Source organism: Cryobacterium sp. MDB2-A-1, assembly GCF_004402675.1.
GTDB lineage: Bacteria > Actinomycetota > Actinomycetes > Actinomycetales > Microbacteriaceae > Cryobacterium > Cryobacterium glucosi.
On record NZ_SOFK01000031.1, the window covers coordinates 125,922 to 141,933 of the forward strand.

Annotated in this window: 15 protein-coding genes; 7 read left to right on the forward strand and 8 right to left on the reverse strand. The window is 69.8% G+C overall.

The annotated features are described in order from the left end of the window. Positions 1 to 33: 33 nt before the first annotated feature. Entirely contained in the window at positions 34 to 687 is a 654-nt protein-coding gene (locus E3O39_RS13190; RefSeq protein WP_198413436.1) for a TetR/AcrR family transcriptional regulator, read from the reverse strand. A 124-nt stretch (positions 688 to 811) separates the two neighbouring features. Between E3O39_RS13190 and E3O39_RS13195 the strand changes: the two genes are divergently transcribed. Beyond that, entirely contained in the window at positions 812 to 2,272 is a 1,461-nt protein-coding gene (locus E3O39_RS13195; RefSeq protein ID WP_134448299.1) for an MFS transporter, read from the forward strand. A 59-nt stretch (positions 2,273 to 2,331) separates the two neighbouring features. Here the strand turns inward: E3O39_RS13195 and E3O39_RS13200 are convergent, their stop codons facing one another. Next, positions 2,332 to 3,012: a cation transporter gene (locus E3O39_RS13200; RefSeq protein ID WP_166787336.1), complete on the reverse strand. Its 681-nt coding sequence runs from the start codon at positions 3,010 to 3,012 to the stop codon at positions 2,332 to 2,334. Between the two features lie 251 nt (positions 3,013 to 3,263). On the opposite strand from E3O39_RS13200, the gene E3O39_RS13205 reads away from it, so the two are divergent. Then, positions 3,264 to 4,316 carry an iron-containing redox enzyme family protein gene (locus E3O39_RS13205; protein WP_134448301.1) on the forward strand — a complete coding sequence of 351 codons (1,053 nt, stop codon included), beginning with the start codon at positions 3,264 to 3,266 and terminating at the stop codon, positions 4,314 to 4,316. An 11-nt stretch (positions 4,317 to 4,327) separates the two neighbouring features. Here E3O39_RS13205 and E3O39_RS13210 read toward each other — a convergent pair whose 3' ends face one another. Both E3O39_RS13210 and E3O39_RS13215 read right to left on the reverse strand, forming a co-directional pair. After that, positions 4,328 to 5,602: an MFS transporter gene (locus E3O39_RS13210; protein WP_241985075.1), complete on the reverse strand. Its 1,275-nt coding sequence runs from the start codon at positions 5,600 to 5,602 to the stop codon at positions 4,328 to 4,330. A 64-nt stretch (positions 5,603 to 5,666) separates the two neighbouring features. Further along, a complete protein-coding gene (locus E3O39_RS13215) occupies positions 5,667 to 6,077 on the reverse strand; it encodes a GNAT family acetyltransferase (RefSeq protein WP_134448305.1) in 411 nt (136 codons plus the stop codon). A gap of 59 nt (positions 6,078 to 6,136) precedes the next feature. Between E3O39_RS13215 and E3O39_RS13220 the strand changes: the two genes are divergently transcribed. After that, entirely contained in the window at positions 6,137 to 6,421 is a 285-nt protein-coding gene (locus tag E3O39_RS13220; RefSeq protein WP_134448307.1) for a helix-turn-helix transcriptional regulator, read from the forward strand. Between the two features lie 49 nt (positions 6,422 to 6,470). On the opposite strand, the gene E3O39_RS13225 is transcribed toward E3O39_RS13220, so the two are convergent. After that, a complete protein-coding gene (locus tag E3O39_RS13225) occupies positions 6,471 to 6,956 on the reverse strand; it encodes an aminoacyl-tRNA deacylase (protein WP_134448309.1) in 486 nt (161 codons plus the stop codon). 51 nt (positions 6,957 to 7,007) lie between these two features. Continuing rightward, a complete protein-coding gene (locus E3O39_RS13230) occupies positions 7,008 to 7,751 on the reverse strand; it encodes an SDR family oxidoreductase (RefSeq protein WP_134448311.1) in 744 nt (247 codons plus the stop codon). A 209-nt stretch (positions 7,752 to 7,960) separates the two neighbouring features. Between E3O39_RS13230 and E3O39_RS13235 the strand changes: the two genes are divergently transcribed. After that, complete coding sequence (locus E3O39_RS13235) at positions 7,961 to 8,824, forward strand: helix-turn-helix transcriptional regulator (protein ID WP_134448351.1); 864 nt, start codon at positions 7,961 to 7,963, stop codon at positions 8,822 to 8,824. 11 nt (positions 8,825 to 8,835) lie between these two features. On the opposite strand, the gene E3O39_RS13240 is transcribed toward E3O39_RS13235, so the two are convergent. Together E3O39_RS13240 and E3O39_RS13245 are read right to left on the reverse strand one after the other, a co-directional pair. Continuing rightward, positions 8,836 to 9,762 carry a Ppx/GppA phosphatase family protein gene (locus E3O39_RS13240; protein WP_134448313.1) on the reverse strand — a complete coding sequence of 309 codons (927 nt, stop codon included), beginning with the start codon at positions 9,760 to 9,762 and terminating at the stop codon, positions 8,836 to 8,838. Between the two features lie 36 nt (positions 9,763 to 9,798). Beyond that, on the reverse strand, positions 9,799 to 11,967 hold the full coding sequence (locus tag E3O39_RS13245; RefSeq protein WP_134448315.1) for an Ig-like domain-containing protein: 2,169 nt from the start codon (positions 11,965 to 11,967) through the stop codon (positions 9,799 to 9,801). Positions 11,968 to 12,203: 236 nt separating this feature from the next. On the opposite strand from E3O39_RS13245, the gene E3O39_RS19225 reads away from it, so the two are divergent. The 3 genes from E3O39_RS19225 to E3O39_RS13260 form a co-directional block, all read left to right on the forward strand. Next, positions 12,204 to 13,454 carry an alanine racemase gene (locus E3O39_RS19225; RefSeq protein WP_194088661.1) on the forward strand — a complete coding sequence of 417 codons (1,251 nt, stop codon included), beginning with the start codon at positions 12,204 to 12,206 and terminating at the stop codon, positions 13,452 to 13,454. Beyond that, a complete protein-coding gene (locus tag E3O39_RS13255) occupies positions 13,451 to 14,764 on the forward strand; it encodes a D-arabinono-1,4-lactone oxidase (protein ID WP_134448317.1) in 1,314 nt (437 codons plus the stop codon). Before E3O39_RS19225 ends, E3O39_RS13255 begins: the two co-directional genes overlap by 4 nt. A 153-nt stretch (positions 14,765 to 14,917) precedes the next feature. Next, positions 14,918 to 16,012 (forward strand): glycoside hydrolase family 1 protein (locus E3O39_RS13260; RefSeq protein WP_134542324.1); only part of this gene is annotated, 1,095 nt, incomplete at its 3' end.

The following is a 16,012-nucleotide window of genomic DNA, read 5'->3' on the forward strand; positions in this document are numbered from 1 at the left end:
TTCTCGGGAAAACCTGACCCCACCCGGCGGAAGTCAGGGGCGGGCGTCGGGTGCAGGCTCCAGGAGTGCGGCGAAAACGTCGCCGAGTGGACCGGCCAGGTCTCCTGCGGAGGCCGATGACAGGGCCTCCAATCCCGAGGTGGTTCGCAACAGCACGATGCCGAAGCCGACGGACAGGGCGATCTGGGCGCGCAGCATGAGATGCTCGGTTTCGGCGTCATCCGGCCGCCAGCCGGCGGCCGCGGCCAACCGTTCGGCGAAATGACGGAACGTATTACGGCGGATCCGTTCCGCCGATTCATCCCCGGAGGAACGCAAGAGCAGGAGGAGCCCGAGCGGATGCTCACCGCTCGGCAGCTCCGCGAGGTGCCTGAGCATGGTCTGCAGCATCAGCTCAACGGTGTCGCTCTCCGGGATCGGGCGGTCGAGCTCTTCAACGGCACGGGTCAGGCACGCCTCGAAGAGGCCTTCCTTGGATGTGAAATACCGGTTGATCAGTGCCACGTTCACGCCGGCGTCCGTGGCGATGTCCCGGACCGTCGTCGCCGCGTAGCCGTCGTGCGCGAATCGACGCCGTGCCGCCTGCAGCAGGCACTGCCGCGTATTGGCGGCGTCGCGCTGCCGGACGCCGCCCGGGGCGTCGGACTCGGAGGGGGCGGCATCGATGGTCGGCATACCCGGTGTCATGGCATCCTTTCGTTCCCCTCCACGGTACAGGCCGGCAGAACCGATGTAAACATGCTTTGACTTACGGGCGATCATGGCTATGCTGGCCTAAGTCGCCAACTGTTTACATAGCATCCGGAGAGATATGTCCCAAACAACCGAACGGCCGGCCACGGGCTCGATTCCGACGCCCGCCCATAGCCGAAACAGCACGCTCATCGTCCTCTACCTGTCCCTCGGTGGCCTGGCCTTCTCGGTCCTGCAGTCGCTCGTCGCCCCGGCACTCGCGACGATCGGGAAAGACCTCGGCGCCTCGACCGCCGATGTCAGCTGGATCCTGACGGCGTATCTGCTGTCGGCATCCGTGTTGACGCCCATCCTGGGACGTCTCGGCGATATGGTCGGCAAGCGCCGGATCATGATCGTCGTGCTCGCCCTGCTCCTCGCGGGCACCGTATTGGCGGCGCTCGCCCCCAACCTGGGTGTCCTGATCGTGGCCCGCGTGCTGCAGGGTGCGGCCGGTGCGGTGATGCCGCTTTCGATCGGCATCGTGCGCGATGAACTTCCGCACGAGAAGGTCGGGGTGACCATCGGGTTGCTGTCGGCGATCTTCGGCGTCGGTGCCGGGGTCGGCATCGTCGCCGCGGGACCCATTGTGGAGAACCTGTCCTGGCCGTGGCTGTTCTGGCTGCCGGGAATCCTCGTCGTCATCGCCCTGCTCGGTGTCATCTTCGGGATGCCGGAGTCACCGGTCAAGCGACCCGGCCACCTCGACGTGCTCGGTGCTGTCATCCTGACGGTCGGCCTCGTTTCGCTTCTCCTGGCGATCAGCAAGGGACAGTCCTGGGGCTGGGACTCCGGCAGCACGATCGGCCTCCTGGCCCTCGGCGCCCTCGCCCTCGTCGTGTTCGTGTTCGTCGAGCTGCGGGTGAAGGAACCCCTGATCGACATGCGCCTGTTCAAGATCCGCGGCGTGTGGACGGCGAACGTGGTGGGACTCGTCTTCGGTTTCGCCATGTTCGGCACCTTCGTCCTCGTGCCGACGCTGCTCCAGCTGCCGACCGTGACGGGCTACGGCTTCGGCGAGTCGGTGTCCTCTGCCGGCCTGTTCCTGCTCCCCACCGTGCTCATGATGGTGGTCTTCGGTCCCGTCGCCGGCATCCTCGTGCGCAAGATCGGCCCGAAGCCGCCGATGGTCTTCGGCGCCCTCTTCGTGACCGCCGCATTCGTGATTCCCGCATTCAACCACGCCGAACTCTGGCAGGTCGTCGTGTCGGGCCTGCTCACCGGTGCCGGCATCGGCCTGGCCTTCGCAGCGATGTCCAACGCGATCATCGAGAGCGTGCCGATCCACCAGACCGGAGAGGCGAGCAGCGTCAACACGATTGCGCGAACCATCGGCAGCAGCATCGGCACAGCCGTGATCGCCGCGTTGATCACGTCGCACAGCACCTCGCAGGGCCTGCCCCTGGACGACGCCTTCACGATCGGCTTCTGGGTCTGTGCCGCCGTGGCCGTCGTCGCGATCATCGCAGCGCTCGCAGCGCCGTCGATGAGCAAGCGCCGCGAGCAGGCACTCGCCCTCGGCGTCGAAGACCTCGACTGAACGCAGTGCCCGGACCGGGACCCCTCGGGGACCCGGTCCCTTCGGCTGTCGGAGAGAGCTCAGTCGCAGGGATCGACCGTGCGTTCGCCGGTCAGTGCGGCCACGGGAACGGCGCAGGTGTCGCCCTTCCACGCTTCGATTCCTTCCCGGACCGCGAAGCCGGCGATGAACAGCGCCGCGAGCGAGTCCGCCCACGCCCAGCCGAGCAGGGTATTCAGTAACAGCCCGATCAGAAGAGCGGCCGAGAGGTAGGCGCAGATCAGGGTCTGCTTGGAATCGGCCACGGCTGAAACCGAGCCGAGTTCGGTCCCGGTGCGACGTTCCCACCAGCTCAGGAACGGCATCACGAGCAGGCTGGCCACGGCGAGCCCGATGCCGACCGGGCTGTGCACGGCCTCCCGGACTCCGAAGAGGGACAGGGTGGCGTCGACACTCACGTAGGCGGCGAGCCCGAAGAACGAGAAAGCGATGACCCGCAGGGCGACCCGTTCGCGCTTCTCCGGATCGGGTGCGGAGAACTGCCACGCGATCGCGGCGGCGGACAGGACCTCCACGATGGAATCGAGGCCGAACCCGATCAGCGCGGCCGAGGTGGCGACGGTTCCGGCGGCGAGGGCGATGATGGCCTCGACCACGTTGTAGCTGATCGTGATAGCGACGATCCAGCGGATCCGGCGCTGCAGGACTCCTCTGCGCCGGGGATCCAGGCCGCGCGACGGCGCACCCATTTCTGGCTTCATGCTCGGGTATCGAGGCAGAACGGAACACGACTCAGCATTCCCTGACTGTATCGCAGAGCATGACGCGTCGGTGAGGAAGCAACATTCGGATGATCGTGACGATTCGCCTTCGGGATACGTCCTATAAGTGACTGTTCCCAATTCCGATCCGGCGAACGGTCCACGCCTGCCCCCTCTCTACGGTGGAGGGCGTTTGAATCGTCCCGCCGGCCTGCCGGCGCGACTCGATCGCAGTACTGGAACGAGGCTTCATGCTCCCCTCCACCCTTGCCCGTGCGACCCTGTCGGCCCGCGGCCCGGTCAGCGAGCGGCTCCTCGCCGCGCTCTCCGAGCCCACCGAAACGGGAGGGTCCGGCCTGGCCGGGTTCGAGGCGCTGGCCGCACGAGCCCTCGGCCGAGTCCCGGACATCCTGGTCGACGAGGACCTGCAGCTGACTCTGTTCCTGCTGTACCGCCTGCACTACGACGGTGTCGTGCCGGGCGACGACGAGTGGGAATGGCATCCCGCCCTCCTGGCCGCACGTGTCGTCCTCGAGCGCGGTTTCGAAGCCGCATTGCGGGCCTCGGCGCCGCAGCCTCCGATTCCCGCGGCGACCCGCGACGACGTCGCCCGTGCACTCTTCACCCTGACCGGGCACGAGCACAACCCAGGCCTGGCACTCTACGTGGCGCGCGCGGCCACCGGGCAGCAGGCCGTCGAGTTCCTCGTCCACCGCTCGGTCTACGCGCTCAGAGAGGCGGATCCGTACGCCTGGGGAATCCCGCGCCTGGCCGGCCGGTCCAAGTCGGCACTCATCGAAATCCTTGCCGGTGAATACGGCGGCGGCCGGGTCGAGCGGATGCATTCGGTCCTTTTCGCGGATGCCCTGAGGGCGGCGGGGCTCGAGGGGGACTACGTCGCATCCGTCGACGCGGTGCCGGCTGTCACGCTCGCTTCCGTCAACGCGATTTCGATGTTCGGGCTCAACCGGCGCCTGCGTGGCGCGCTCGTCGGGCACCTGGCCGCGTTCGAGATGACGTCGGCGATTCCCAGCCGCTTGTACTCCGATGGATTCCAGCGCCTCGGTTTCGACGACAGTGTGGCCCGGTACTTCGATGTGCACGTCGAAGCCGGCTTCGCGCGTGAACAATCGGCCTGCCGGGCCCTCGCCGGTTCGCTCGCCGAAGATGACCCGGAGGCGGTCGGCGACATCATGTTCGGAGCGAGCGTGTTCCTGACTCTTGATGACCGTCAGTCGGCGCATCTGCTCGGCAGCTGGGCGGGCGGCTATCCCTCACTGCGAGCGGAGCGGAGCAGCCGGTAGACACGGCATGCTCAGGCAGCAGCGGTGCGGCGGGCGCCGGCGGCCCGGTTGATCGACCAGGTCACGACGACGCCCACCAGGCTCATGGTGGCCAGGCCGAGGCCGGAATAACCGACGGCGCCGAGCACCAGACCGGCCAGGGCGCCGCCGAGGGCGCCGGCCGCGTTCATCGACAGGTCGGAGAAGCCCTGCAGGGCCGCCCGGTCATTCAGCCCGACCGCCTCGCCGATGAGGGCTGAGCCCGCGACGACGGATGCCGACCAGCCGAGGCCGAGCAGGATCAGGCCGGCGGTCATGGCGGTGCTCGAGTCTCCCGCGAGCCAGAAGAGCGTGAGCGACGACAACAGCAGGGCCTGGCCGGCGAGGATGACGGGCATCCGTCCTACCCGGTCGGCCAGCCAGCCGAACACGGGGGAGAAGGCGTACATGCCGGCGACGTGGAGGCTGATCGTGAGCCCCACGACGGTGAGGGTGGCGCCGTGCTCGCGCAGGTGCACCGGAGCCATGGACATCAGGGCGACCATCGTGGCGTGGCTCAGGGCGATCACCGCGACGGCATAGCGCGCGGAAGGGGTGGAGCGCAGGATGTCCAGCCCGCCGCGTGGGCGCGGCGCGGCGGAATCCGTCCCCCGGGACCTGAGCGCCGTCAGCAGTGGGTCGGGCCGGAGCCCGACCGTGTACACGATCGCCGCGCCCACCGTGGCGAGCAGGGAGAACGCGAAGGCACCCGTCATCGGGGGCAGGCCGAGGAAGGCGCCCACGACCTCGCCGGGGCCGAACAGGTTCGGTCCGAGAACGGCGCCGATCGTCGTGGACCAGACCACAATCGACAGATCGCGGGCCCGGAAGGCCTGGCTCGCCAGGTCTGTGGCGGCGAATCGGGCCTGCAGGTTGGCGGCCGATCCGGCGCCGAGCATCATCAATGCCAGGAGCAGGAGAGCGAAGACGTTGACGGAGACCGCGGTGATCGCAAGCACGGCGCCGGCGCCGGCAACGAGCGAACCGGTCGCAAGGGAAAGTCGCCGCCCCCTGGCCTGGGCGAGCCGGGCGAGGGGCACGGCGACGAGGGCCGCGCCGAGAGTGCTCATCGTGGCGGCCATGCCCGACCAGGAGCTCGACCCGGAGAGCTGAGCCGCCAGAAGGGCACCGAGGGAGAGTGTCGCCCCCATGCCTATTCCGCCGAGAATCTGCCCCGCGACGAGTACGCCGACGACCTTGCGCTGCAGCGGTCCGTGGGCGGGTTGCCCGGCCAGCGAGGTCTCGGCGGCTGACGGTTCGTTGGACACAGGTGCCTTCCGTTCGTTGCTGATTCCGGCATACCCATAGGGGTATCGATGACAGGCTATCGCTTCAGCGGAGCCATTTCGCGCGAACCTGGACATCGGCATCCTCGTAGCCGAGGCGATCATAGAAGGACAGTACTGCCGCATTGGCCGAGCGGACCATCAGCTGCAGCTTCACGACGCCACGTTCCCGGAGCCAATCCTCCGCGGCGACCATCAGTCGCCGTCCGAGTCCGGTACCGCGGTGGGTGTCGTCGACGGCGAGGTAGTACACCCAGCCTCGGTGGCCGTCGTGGCCGACCATCACGGTTCCGACGAGGGTCTTCCCGTCGAACAGCCCGAGCACGGTCGATGTCTCCCCGGTCAGCGCGCGCAGCAGGTCGAGCTCGGGCGGGTTCCAGGGTCGGGTGAGTCCGGCCTGGTCCCAGAGCGCGGATGCGCTACCGAGGTCCGCCGGAGTCAGATCGGCTATGTGCATGACCCGATTCTTCCACTTCCGGTCGGAGGCTCTTTCGGAGCGCGACAGATGGCGGTTGAATGTCCGCGACAGCCGCTGTGTCACCCAGCCACCGTGCGATGCGGGAGGAACCGATGCTCGAGCATGCGCCGCGCCGAAGCGCCAGGATCGCCGAGGAGATCCGCGGCGAGATGGGGTACCAGGGCCGGACCCTGAAGGAGCTGTCGGCGGCGACCGGAATCTCGATGGCCATTCTGCGTCGACGGTTCACCGGGGAGAAATCGTTCTACGTCGAGGAACTCGAGCGGATCTGTCGCTACCTGAACATCTCCGTGATCGACCTCATCGAACGCACCGAGCTGTAGCCGGCAGCCGGCAGCCGGCCGTCGCCGGCGCGGCGGTTACGCGCCGTGGTTACGCCCGCGGCTTGAACGGGTCGGTGATGTCGGCCACGGTTGCGCCGTAAGCGTCGATCAGGGCGTCGGCGTCGACGAATGCGGAGTAACCATGCTCGCCCGCGCCCATCGCGACCCGGTTGCCGCGCAGGCGTTCGTCGGCGAAGACGGGCCAGGGGGTCGTGCTGCCGAGCGGGGTGATGGTGCCGCGGGAGTAGCCGGTCGCCGCCAGGGCGACGTCCTCGTGCGGGAGCGAGAGCTTGTTCACGCCGACGAGTGCGCGCAGCTTCGCCCAGCTGATCTGCCGGTCGCCGGGCACGAGCGCAAAGAGATAGTCGCCGTCATGCCGCTTGACGACGAGCGACTTGACGATGCCGGACGGGTCGATCCCGAGGAGCCGTGCGGCGCTTTCGAGGCTGTCGGCCGCGGGCCGGGGGACGATGTCGATGTCGAGTCCGCGGGCGCGGGCATCCGCCGCCACCCGCTCACGCCCCGTTTCAGTCATGGGGCGAGTCAACCACATGCGGGGTCTGAGCGGTCGGCGACCCCGCCCGGCTCAGTGACCGCCGAGCAGCCGGAGCACCCGGTCGTACGCGCCGTCGGCCTCAGCGAACCGCAGGAACTTCACGTTCTCCACCGTGACCTGCTCGACGTCGGGTTCGGCCTCGAGTATGCCCATAACCTCCGACAGGAAGTCGTCCAGCGGCATGGCCTGCTCGCTGTTCTCCTGGTTCAGGAGCGTCGTGCGGACGGCGGGGGGAATCAGCTCGAGCACCTGCACCGAGGTGCCGGACAGCTGCACGCGCAGGCTTTCGGTCAAGGAGTGGATGGCGGCCTTGGTCGCGTTGTACGTCGGCGTCATCGGCAGCGGAACGAACGCCAGTCCCGAGGACACGTTCATGATGACCGCGTCGGGCTGTCCGATCAGGAACGGCGTGAACGCGCTCAGCATCCGCAGCGGCCCGAGCAGGTTCGTCGTGACCGTCGCTTCTGCGGTCGCCAGAAACCCGGAATCGAGCAGGTTCTCGGGGAGCATGATGCCGGCCATGTTGACCAACACATTGAGCTCGGGGTGCTCGGCGGTCACGGTGCGGAATGCACTCGCTATCGAGTCCGGGTCCGTGACATCGAGAACGAGAGACTCGATGCCGTCGTTCTCGGCGACGATCGCGTCGAGGAGTTCCTGTCGGCGCCCGGCGACGATCACCGTGTTCCCGGCCTGGTGGAAGCGCAGCGCGAGGCCGTGCCCGATGCCGGACGTGCCGCCGGTGATCAGAATGGTGTTGCCTGTGGTCTTCATGGTGTCGCTTTCTCTCATGCGCTCGTCGACGGTGTCGACGGTGCCGGGTGTCAGTTGTCGCGCGGCGTGCGCCGCCGGTGACGGATGCGCGGTGTTACGACTCTGCCGCCTCCTGTCCGCCGGCGGGAGAGGAGCCCTTGTCCACGGACCGGCGATCCCTGTCACCGGTCGCGTTAAGCGGTGATGATGGGGAGATGGACGTACGAGGAATGGACAGACCGGGGCTGGCCGATTTCCTGCGCAAGCGCCGCGAGCTGCTGCAGCCGGAAGATGTCGGTCTCATGAAGGGACCGCGGCGGCGGGCCACCGGCCTGCGGCGGGAGGAAATCGCGAATCTCGCCGGCATGTCCGTTGACTATTACGCCCGGCTGGAACAGCAGCGTGGCCCCCAGCCATCCGACCAGATGCTGGCCGCCATCGCCCGAGGACTCCGCCTGAGCCTCGACGAACGCGACCACCTCTTCCGGCTGGCCGGTCACACGGCGCCCCCGCGGATCCGGCGGACCGACCACATCAGCCCGGCCCTCCTGCGCGTGCTCGACAGGCTCGACGACACTCCCGCCCTCGTGCTGTCCGACCTCGCAGACACCCTGGTGCAGAACCGGCTCGCCACCGCACTTCTCGGGGACCAGACCCGCCATTCCGGCCTGGCCAGGAGCGCCTTCTACCGGTGGTTCACCGATCCCGACGAGCGCCGGTACTACCCGGAGGCCGCCCATGCCCACCAGGGCCGGATCCAGGCCGCAGGTCTCCGGCTGGCGTTGACGGCCGGCGACCCCGACCACCGGGCCGAACAGATCGTGGCGCGGCTGCTGCACCTCAGCCCGGAGTTCGCGGCCCTGTGGGACCAGCACGAAGTCGCCGCACGCTTCGACGACCACAAGACCATCGTGCATCCCGAGCTCGGCGAGATCGAGCTCGACTGCCAGGCGCTGTTCACCGAGAACCAGGCTCAGACTCTCCTGGTGCTGACGGCCGCGCCCGGCACCCCCGGCTACGACAAGCTGCAACTACTCGCGGTGCTCGGCCAGCAACGATTCGCTCCCGATCCGTCGGCCGCAGCGGGTGCCTAGCCCAGCCGGGGTCAGCCGAGCCGGTCGAGGTAGCGGAGGATGATGCCCTCGCGGAGGGCCCAGGGCGAGACCTCGAGTTCGTCCACCTTCAGGGCGGCCATCGCTGCCTGGAGCACGATCCCGCCCGCCACGATCTGGAATGTGCGGTTGGCGGTGATACCGGGCAGGGCGGGGCGGGCGTCCGCAGGAATGCGGGCCAGCCGGGGTACCCAGTCCGCAAGCTGGGCGCGGCTGAGCAGCATCCGCTCACCCGAACCGAAACCGTCCGAGGTATACCCTGCGAGCTTCGCCAGGGACCTGATCGTCTTGGACGAGCCGACGACGTGGTGCGGGGCAGGCTGTCCGGCGAAGGATGCGACGGCCTCGGCGAGCACGTCGGCCGCGTGTGCGCGCAGGGCCGCAACCTCCTCGGCGAGCGGGGGATCGTGGTGCAGGAATCCCACGGTCGTGCGCCCGGCGCCGAGCGGGACCGAGAGGGCCACCGCCGGTGTCTCATTCGCGCCGGCGGCGATCTCGAGCGACCCGCCGCCGATGTCGAACAGCAGGATGTCCCGAGCCGACCAGCCGTACCACCGTCGCACCGCGAGGAAGGTGAGGCGGGCCTCGTCCTCGCCGGAGAGGACCTGCAGGGCGACGCCGGTCTCCCTCTCGATCGTCGCGAGCAGTTCCGGGCCGTTCGTGGCGTCGCGGAGGGCGGAGGTCGCGAAGGGGAGCAGGTCGTCGACCTCGTGCCGGCTCGCGACGTCGGCCGCGTGCTGCACCGCGGACAGCACGGCAGCGCAGCCCTCCCCGGTGATCGCCCCTTCCGGGGTGAGATACCGCATCAACCGGAGGACGGCCTTGTCGGAAGCCATCGGGACCGGCTGGGCGCCGGCATGGGCATCGACGACGAGCAGGTGGACGGTATTCGAACCGACGTCAATGACTCCGAGGCGCACAGTCTGACGATACCAAGCCGGAGGACACGTCGTCGCCTACCGGGTGGGCTCAGGGACCACGAAGCGCTGCCATGCCCAGGCGCTGACGCTGAGGGCCGCGAAGAGACCGGAGGCGACCCACATCAGGGTCACGCTGCCCTCGCCGTGCCACAGTCCGACGACGGGGTTCAGCACGGCGAACATGATCGTGAAGGCGGCGAGGGTCAACCCGATCCAGGCGAGCGGCGACCAGGCGACGATGCTGCGCCCGCTCGTGCTGCCGATCGGGATGAGCACGAGAAGCGCCGATCCGATCGCGGTCAGCACGACGCTGTTGGCGACCTCGGCGGCGAGCAGGTCCCCGAAATCCGCGCCGGTCGGCAGTATCCCGAGCACGAGCCAGCCGAGGAGCGCGAGCGCGAGCAGGCTTCCGGCACGCAGCGCCGCAAGCTGGCCGCGATGGATCGCGCTGTGGCCGCTCGAGACGGCGACGCTGCCGAGCAGCCCGAAGAGCAGTGCCGGATGGATCTCGAACGCGCGCGAGCCGAGCGCGGTCACCGCGACGAGCAGCAGGTACCGCGGCAGGAATGTGACGGATGCCGGCACGCCCCACACCCGCGAGCTCCACCACTGCGGCACGAGGGCTCCGACCGTGTTGACGACGATGAGGGCGAGCATGACCGCGAGCAGCAGTCGCAGGAAGGCCGGCTGACTCGACACGGTGCCGGAGAGCATGATGAGCGTCGCTGCAGCGGCGACCGAGGCGGCCGCGATGAGCCAGCGGTTCACGATCACGGTGGGGGCCTTGTCGAATTCCTCCCTCGCCTGGTTGCGGCCGGAGAGGGCGGCCGTGTTCCAGAGCGGGCGGCCGTCCCGTGCCCGCACGATCGTGCCGCTCAGCAAACGGGCGGGAATGACGAGGAGCACGAGGGCGCCGATGGCGAAGAGTACGGCCTCGAGCCAGGAGAAGTCGGCGTTCGCGCCCGGCGGCAGTACCGCGCTCGTGAACTGGGTGGGGTCGTTCCAGCCGCCGGGGAGGGCGGGATCATGTCCGGATGACGAACCGCCGCCCGGTGGTGCCGGTGCGACCGCTGTCGGGGTCGCCGAGGGTGCCGGGGTGGCGGTGGCGCTCTCGGACGGTGTGCCGGGCGCCGACGCCGGAGCCGTGGCTGTCGGGGAGCTGCTCCCTGCCTCGGCAGAGGGCGACGACGACGGAGGGGTGGCCGACGGTGATGCGTCCGGTGCGGGACCGAAGTCGACGCCGAGGCCGGGGCTTCCCTGGCTCTGGTTGCCTGCGGCATCCTGTTGGGCGGCGATCACGAGGTGGTTGCCCGCGGCGACCGTGCCTGTCGCGGTGCAGGCCCAGGCTCCCGCGGCGACGGCGACGGTGCACAGCGAGTACGGGCCGGCGAACACGGTGACGGTGGCGCCGTCCTCACCCGTCCCCGTGTACGTCGACCCCGTCTGGGCCACCCGCGCGCCGGCGGTCGGTGACGAGACGACGGGAGCGGCGGGCCGGTCGAAGTCGAAACGGATACTGAGCGCTGCACTGTCGTTCGACGAGGAGGGCGCGCTGAACCCGGTCTGCTGCGCTGCCGTCACGGTGTGGATGCCGCTGCTCGGCAGGTTCGGGAAGGTGCACGCCCACGCCCCTCCCGTGTCTGCCGTCGCCGGGCAGCGCTCGCCGGTCGACACCGTGGCGACGACGGATGCCCCCGGGTACGCGGACCCCCGGACGGTTCCGTTCGACGCCGGGTTGCCGAGCGGCCCGCCCGTCACGACGGGTTCACCGAGGACGTCGATGGTCTCCTCGGCGGTGAGGCTCGAATCGCCTGTCACGACGACCTTCAGCCGGACGTCCTGCCCGCTCGGGAGGTTTGCGGGGCAGGACCAGTCCGTCGACGGGGTGGCTTCGATGATGCAGAGCGGGTCGCCCTCACCGGGGTTGAGGAGCTGGATCTCCTGATTGGCCGCGCGAGTGCCGGAGACCGTCGTGGTCGAGCGGCCGACGAAGGTATGGGCCGGAGGACTGTCGATCGTGGGGGATGGCGAAAGCGGGGTTGCGGCCGGCCCGCTCGGGGGCGGGGCGGGGGAGGTCGCGGCGCGGGCGGCATCCGTGCCCGGCAGGAAACCGCCGAGGCTCAGGAGCAGAAGCGCCGCGGTGACGAGGAATACCGGCGCGACCAGCCGGATCGGTGACCGGGCGTGACGAAGCGCGATGGGCATCCGCCGCGGCCGTCGACCATGACGGGCCTGCGGCGGGCCGGGGCAAGCGAAACGTGAGCGATGCATAGGTCCCCCCTGCCTCCATTTCAGGGGTCATCTCCCCGATTGTCAACGTGCAACGCGCAACAGGCACGATCCCGCACGGGATTGTTATCCGGCGCGGGACGCGGGCGTAGGGCATACTGACGGACACGAGGCGGATTCGCCGCCCTCCGTGAGACAGGCCCGATCTCGCCATGACGCTTCCTGACCTGCGCGTTCCCGCCACCGGAGCGCCCTGGCTCCGACCGGAGAGCTACTGGCCGGCCCTGACCGAGGCCACTCGCCATCTCGACACGCCCGTCGCGGCGCTGCACCTCGGAGCGCTCCGCCACAACACCCACGACATGCTGCGACGCGCGGGCGGAACCCCGATCCGCGTTGCTTCGAAGTCGATCCGCGTCCGTGGCGTGCTCGAGGCCATCCTCGCCGTGCCCGGCTACCAGGGCGTGCTCGCGTACACCCTCGCCGAGGCGCTCTGGCTCGCGGAATCCCTCGACGACATCGTCGTCGGCTATCCGAGCGTGGACCGGGGGGCGATCGAGGTCCTCGGCCGCTCGGCACTGCTCGCTTCCCGGGTCGCCCTGATGGTCGACTCGCTCGCCCAGCTCGACCTCATCGACACGGTGATCCCCCCGCACCGGCGCGAGACCATCCGACTGTGCATCGAGCTCGACGCCGGCTGGAAGAACCCGGTGCTCGGGCACCTCGGCGTGCTGCGCTCACCGGTGCATACCGCCGCGGAGGCCAGGGACTTCGCGGCGGCCATCGTCGCGCGCCCCGGCTTCGCTCTCGTCGGCCTGATGGCATACGAATCGCAGGTCGCCGGCCTCGGTGACCGGCCGGCCGGTCGCGGCCCCCGTGCGCTCACCACCGGGATCGTGAACCGATGGGTGCGTCGCCACTCGATCGCCGAGCTCGGCGTGCGCCGCGCCGCCGCCGTCGCGGCCGTGCGCGAGGTCGCGCCCCTGGAATTCGTCAACGGTGGCGGCACCGGTTCCCTCGAGAGCACCCACGCGGATGCCTCGGTCACCGATATCGCCGCGGGCAGCGGCTTCTTCGGCGGCCACCTCTTCGACAACTATTCGGCATTCACGCCCGCTCCCGCCGCGGCATTCGCCCTCTCCGTCGTGCGGAAGCCGAGCGCGGCGACCGCAACGCTCCTCGGCGGCGGCTGGGTCGCATCCGGACCGCCGGGTGCCGACCGGATGCCTGCCCTCGCCTGGCCGCCCGGGCTCGCCGTCGTGACGCGGGAAGCGGCCGGCGAGGTGCAGACCCCGCTCGCTGGCCCCGGAGCCGCGGCCCTGGACGTCGGCGACCGGGTCTGGCTGCGGCACACCAAGTCCGGGGAGCTCAGCGAACACGTGACAGAATTCGCAGTGGTGGACGACGGGCGGGTCGTCGACATGCTGCCCAGCTACCGCGGCGAGGGAAAGGCGTTCCTGTGACGAACACCGGTGCTCTCTGGCAGAACTGGGCGCGCAGCGAGTCCGTACGTCCGGCCAGGGTTGAGCGGCCCACGAGCGTCGCGGCCGTGCAGCGTGCGGTGATCGCCGCGGCGAAATCCGGGATGCCGATCAAGGCCGTCGGATCGGGGCACAGTTTCTCCGGCATCGCCGTCGCCCCCGGCGTGCTCCTCGACCTGGCCGACCTCTCCGGCATCGTCGGCGTGGACACGGCCACCGGCCGTGTCACCCTCGCCGCCGGCACCCGACTGCACCGGATCCGCGGCTTGCTCGCGCCATACGGGCTGGCGCTCGCCAACATGGGGGACGTCGACCGGCAGACGATTTCCGGTGCGACCTCGACGGGAACCCACGGAACCGGGTCGGCCTTCGGCGGACTCGTCACCCAGATCGTCGGCCTCACCCTCGTCACCGGCGACGGCGAACTCCTGCACGTGAGCGAGACCGAGAACGCGGAGATCTTCCCCGCCGCCCGCCTCGGTCTCGGCGCGCTCGGGATCCTCGTCGACGTGACGATCCAGTGCGTCCCGGACTTCCTCCTGCACGCCGTCGAACAGGCCGAGCCGCTCGGCGAGGTGCTCGACACCTTCGACGAGCGCAGCCGCGCCGCCGACCACTTCGAGTTCTACTGGTTCCCGCACACCGAGAAGGCCCTCACCAAGACGAACACCCGGCTGGACCCGGCCGCCGGGCGCGCGCCGCTCGCGCCGGTCTCCCGCTGGATCGACGACGAACTGCTCGCCAACGGCGTCTTCGGGGCACTCTGCACGATCGGAGCCGTGCTCCCGCAGTCCGTGCCGACGATCAACCGGGTGGCCGAGCGTTTCATGGCCCGGCGGGAATACACGGATGCCTCGACGCGCATTTTCGTGAGCCGGCGCGCCGTGCGTTTTCACGAGATGGAATACGCGCTCCCGATCGCCGCGATTCCGGCTGCCGTGCGCGAGGTCCGCGAACTCATCCAGCGCTCCGGCTGGCGGATCTCGTTCCCGATCGAGGTGCGGTCCGCAGCCGCGGATGACGTGTGGCTGTCCACGGCCCACGGCCGTGAGACCGGGTACATCGCCGTGCATCGTTTCTACCGGGAGAAACCGGCCGAGTACTTCACCGCCGTCGAGGCCATCATGCGCTCCCATGACGGGCGCCCGCACTGGGGGAAGATGCACACGAGGGACGCCGAATCCCTTCGCGAGACCTATCCGCACTTCGACGATTTCGTCGCCGTACGCGACAGGCTCGACCCCGAGCGCCGTTTCACGAACCGGTACCTCGAACGGGTCCTCGGGCGGTAACCGGCCGGCCGGGCGACCTCGGGGTGCGAATTCTCGCGCCGCGCGTGACAGGCTGGTGACCGCGGCCCACGGCCGCTCCACGAACCGGTCGACCGCCCAGCACCCGACGGACCGCACAGCACCCGACCGACACAGTACAGAGAGTCCTCCGAGATGAGCAGCAAGCCGATCAACACCAACACGGTCGCCGGCCGGGCCTGGCCGCACCGCGCCAGCGAACTCGGCGACCGGCTCCCCGACGGCTTCACGATCGGGGTCGCGAGTTCGGCGTTCCAGATCGAGGGCGCCGCCCGCGACGGCGGGCGCGCCGAGTCGGCCTGGGACCCGTTCACGGCGACCGCCGGCCGCATCGTGGACGGGTCGAACGCATCCGTTTCTGCGGACCACTACAACAAGCTGCCCGGGGACCTCACCCTCCTGGGCGAGCTCGGCGTCGACGCCTACCGGTTCTCGTTCGCGTGGTCCCGGGTGCAGCCGGACGGACGCGGGGCGCTCGCGCGCACCGGACTCGCGTTCTACGACCGGCTCGTCGACGGGCTGCTCGCGGCCGGCATCCGCCCGATGGCGACGCTGCACCAGCGCGACCTGCCGCTTGCCCTGCGCGGCGGCTGGCTGAACCGCGACACCGCCTCGCGCTTCGCCGACTACGCCTACGAGCTCGGGGCCGTGTTCGGCGACAGGGTCGACGCCTGGGTCACTCTCGACGAGCCCGCGACCGTGACGCTCGCCGGCTACGCCCTCGGCACGGATGCCCCCGGCGAGGCCCGCCTCTTCGCCGCACTGCCGGCCGCGCACCATCAGCTCCTCGGCCACGGCCTCGCCGTCCAGGGCCTGCGCGCCGCCGACGTGCGCGGCGGCATCGGAATCGCCAACGCGTACTCGCCCGTGCAGCCGGCGAGCGGCAGAGAGGCAGACGAAGTCGCCGCCGCGCTCTTCGACCTGCTGCACAACCGCGTTTTCGCCGACGCCGTCCTCCTCGGGAGCTACCCGGCGCCGCCGGAACCCTACGAGACCGAGCTGCGGCTGCTGCTCGAGACGGAGCCGGAGGACCTGCGCACGATCCACCAGCCGCTCGACTTCTACGGTCTCAACTACGTGCAGCCGTCACGGGTGGCGGCCGGGCCCGTTCCGGTCGTGAGCGGTGCGGTCGCCGGCGGCGGCCCCTCCGGCAACGGAGCGGGCGGGGCGCGCGGGGAGGCCGGCGCTGGCTCGGGTCCGCGCGGCCCCGGCTCCCGCGTTCCCGGCTCC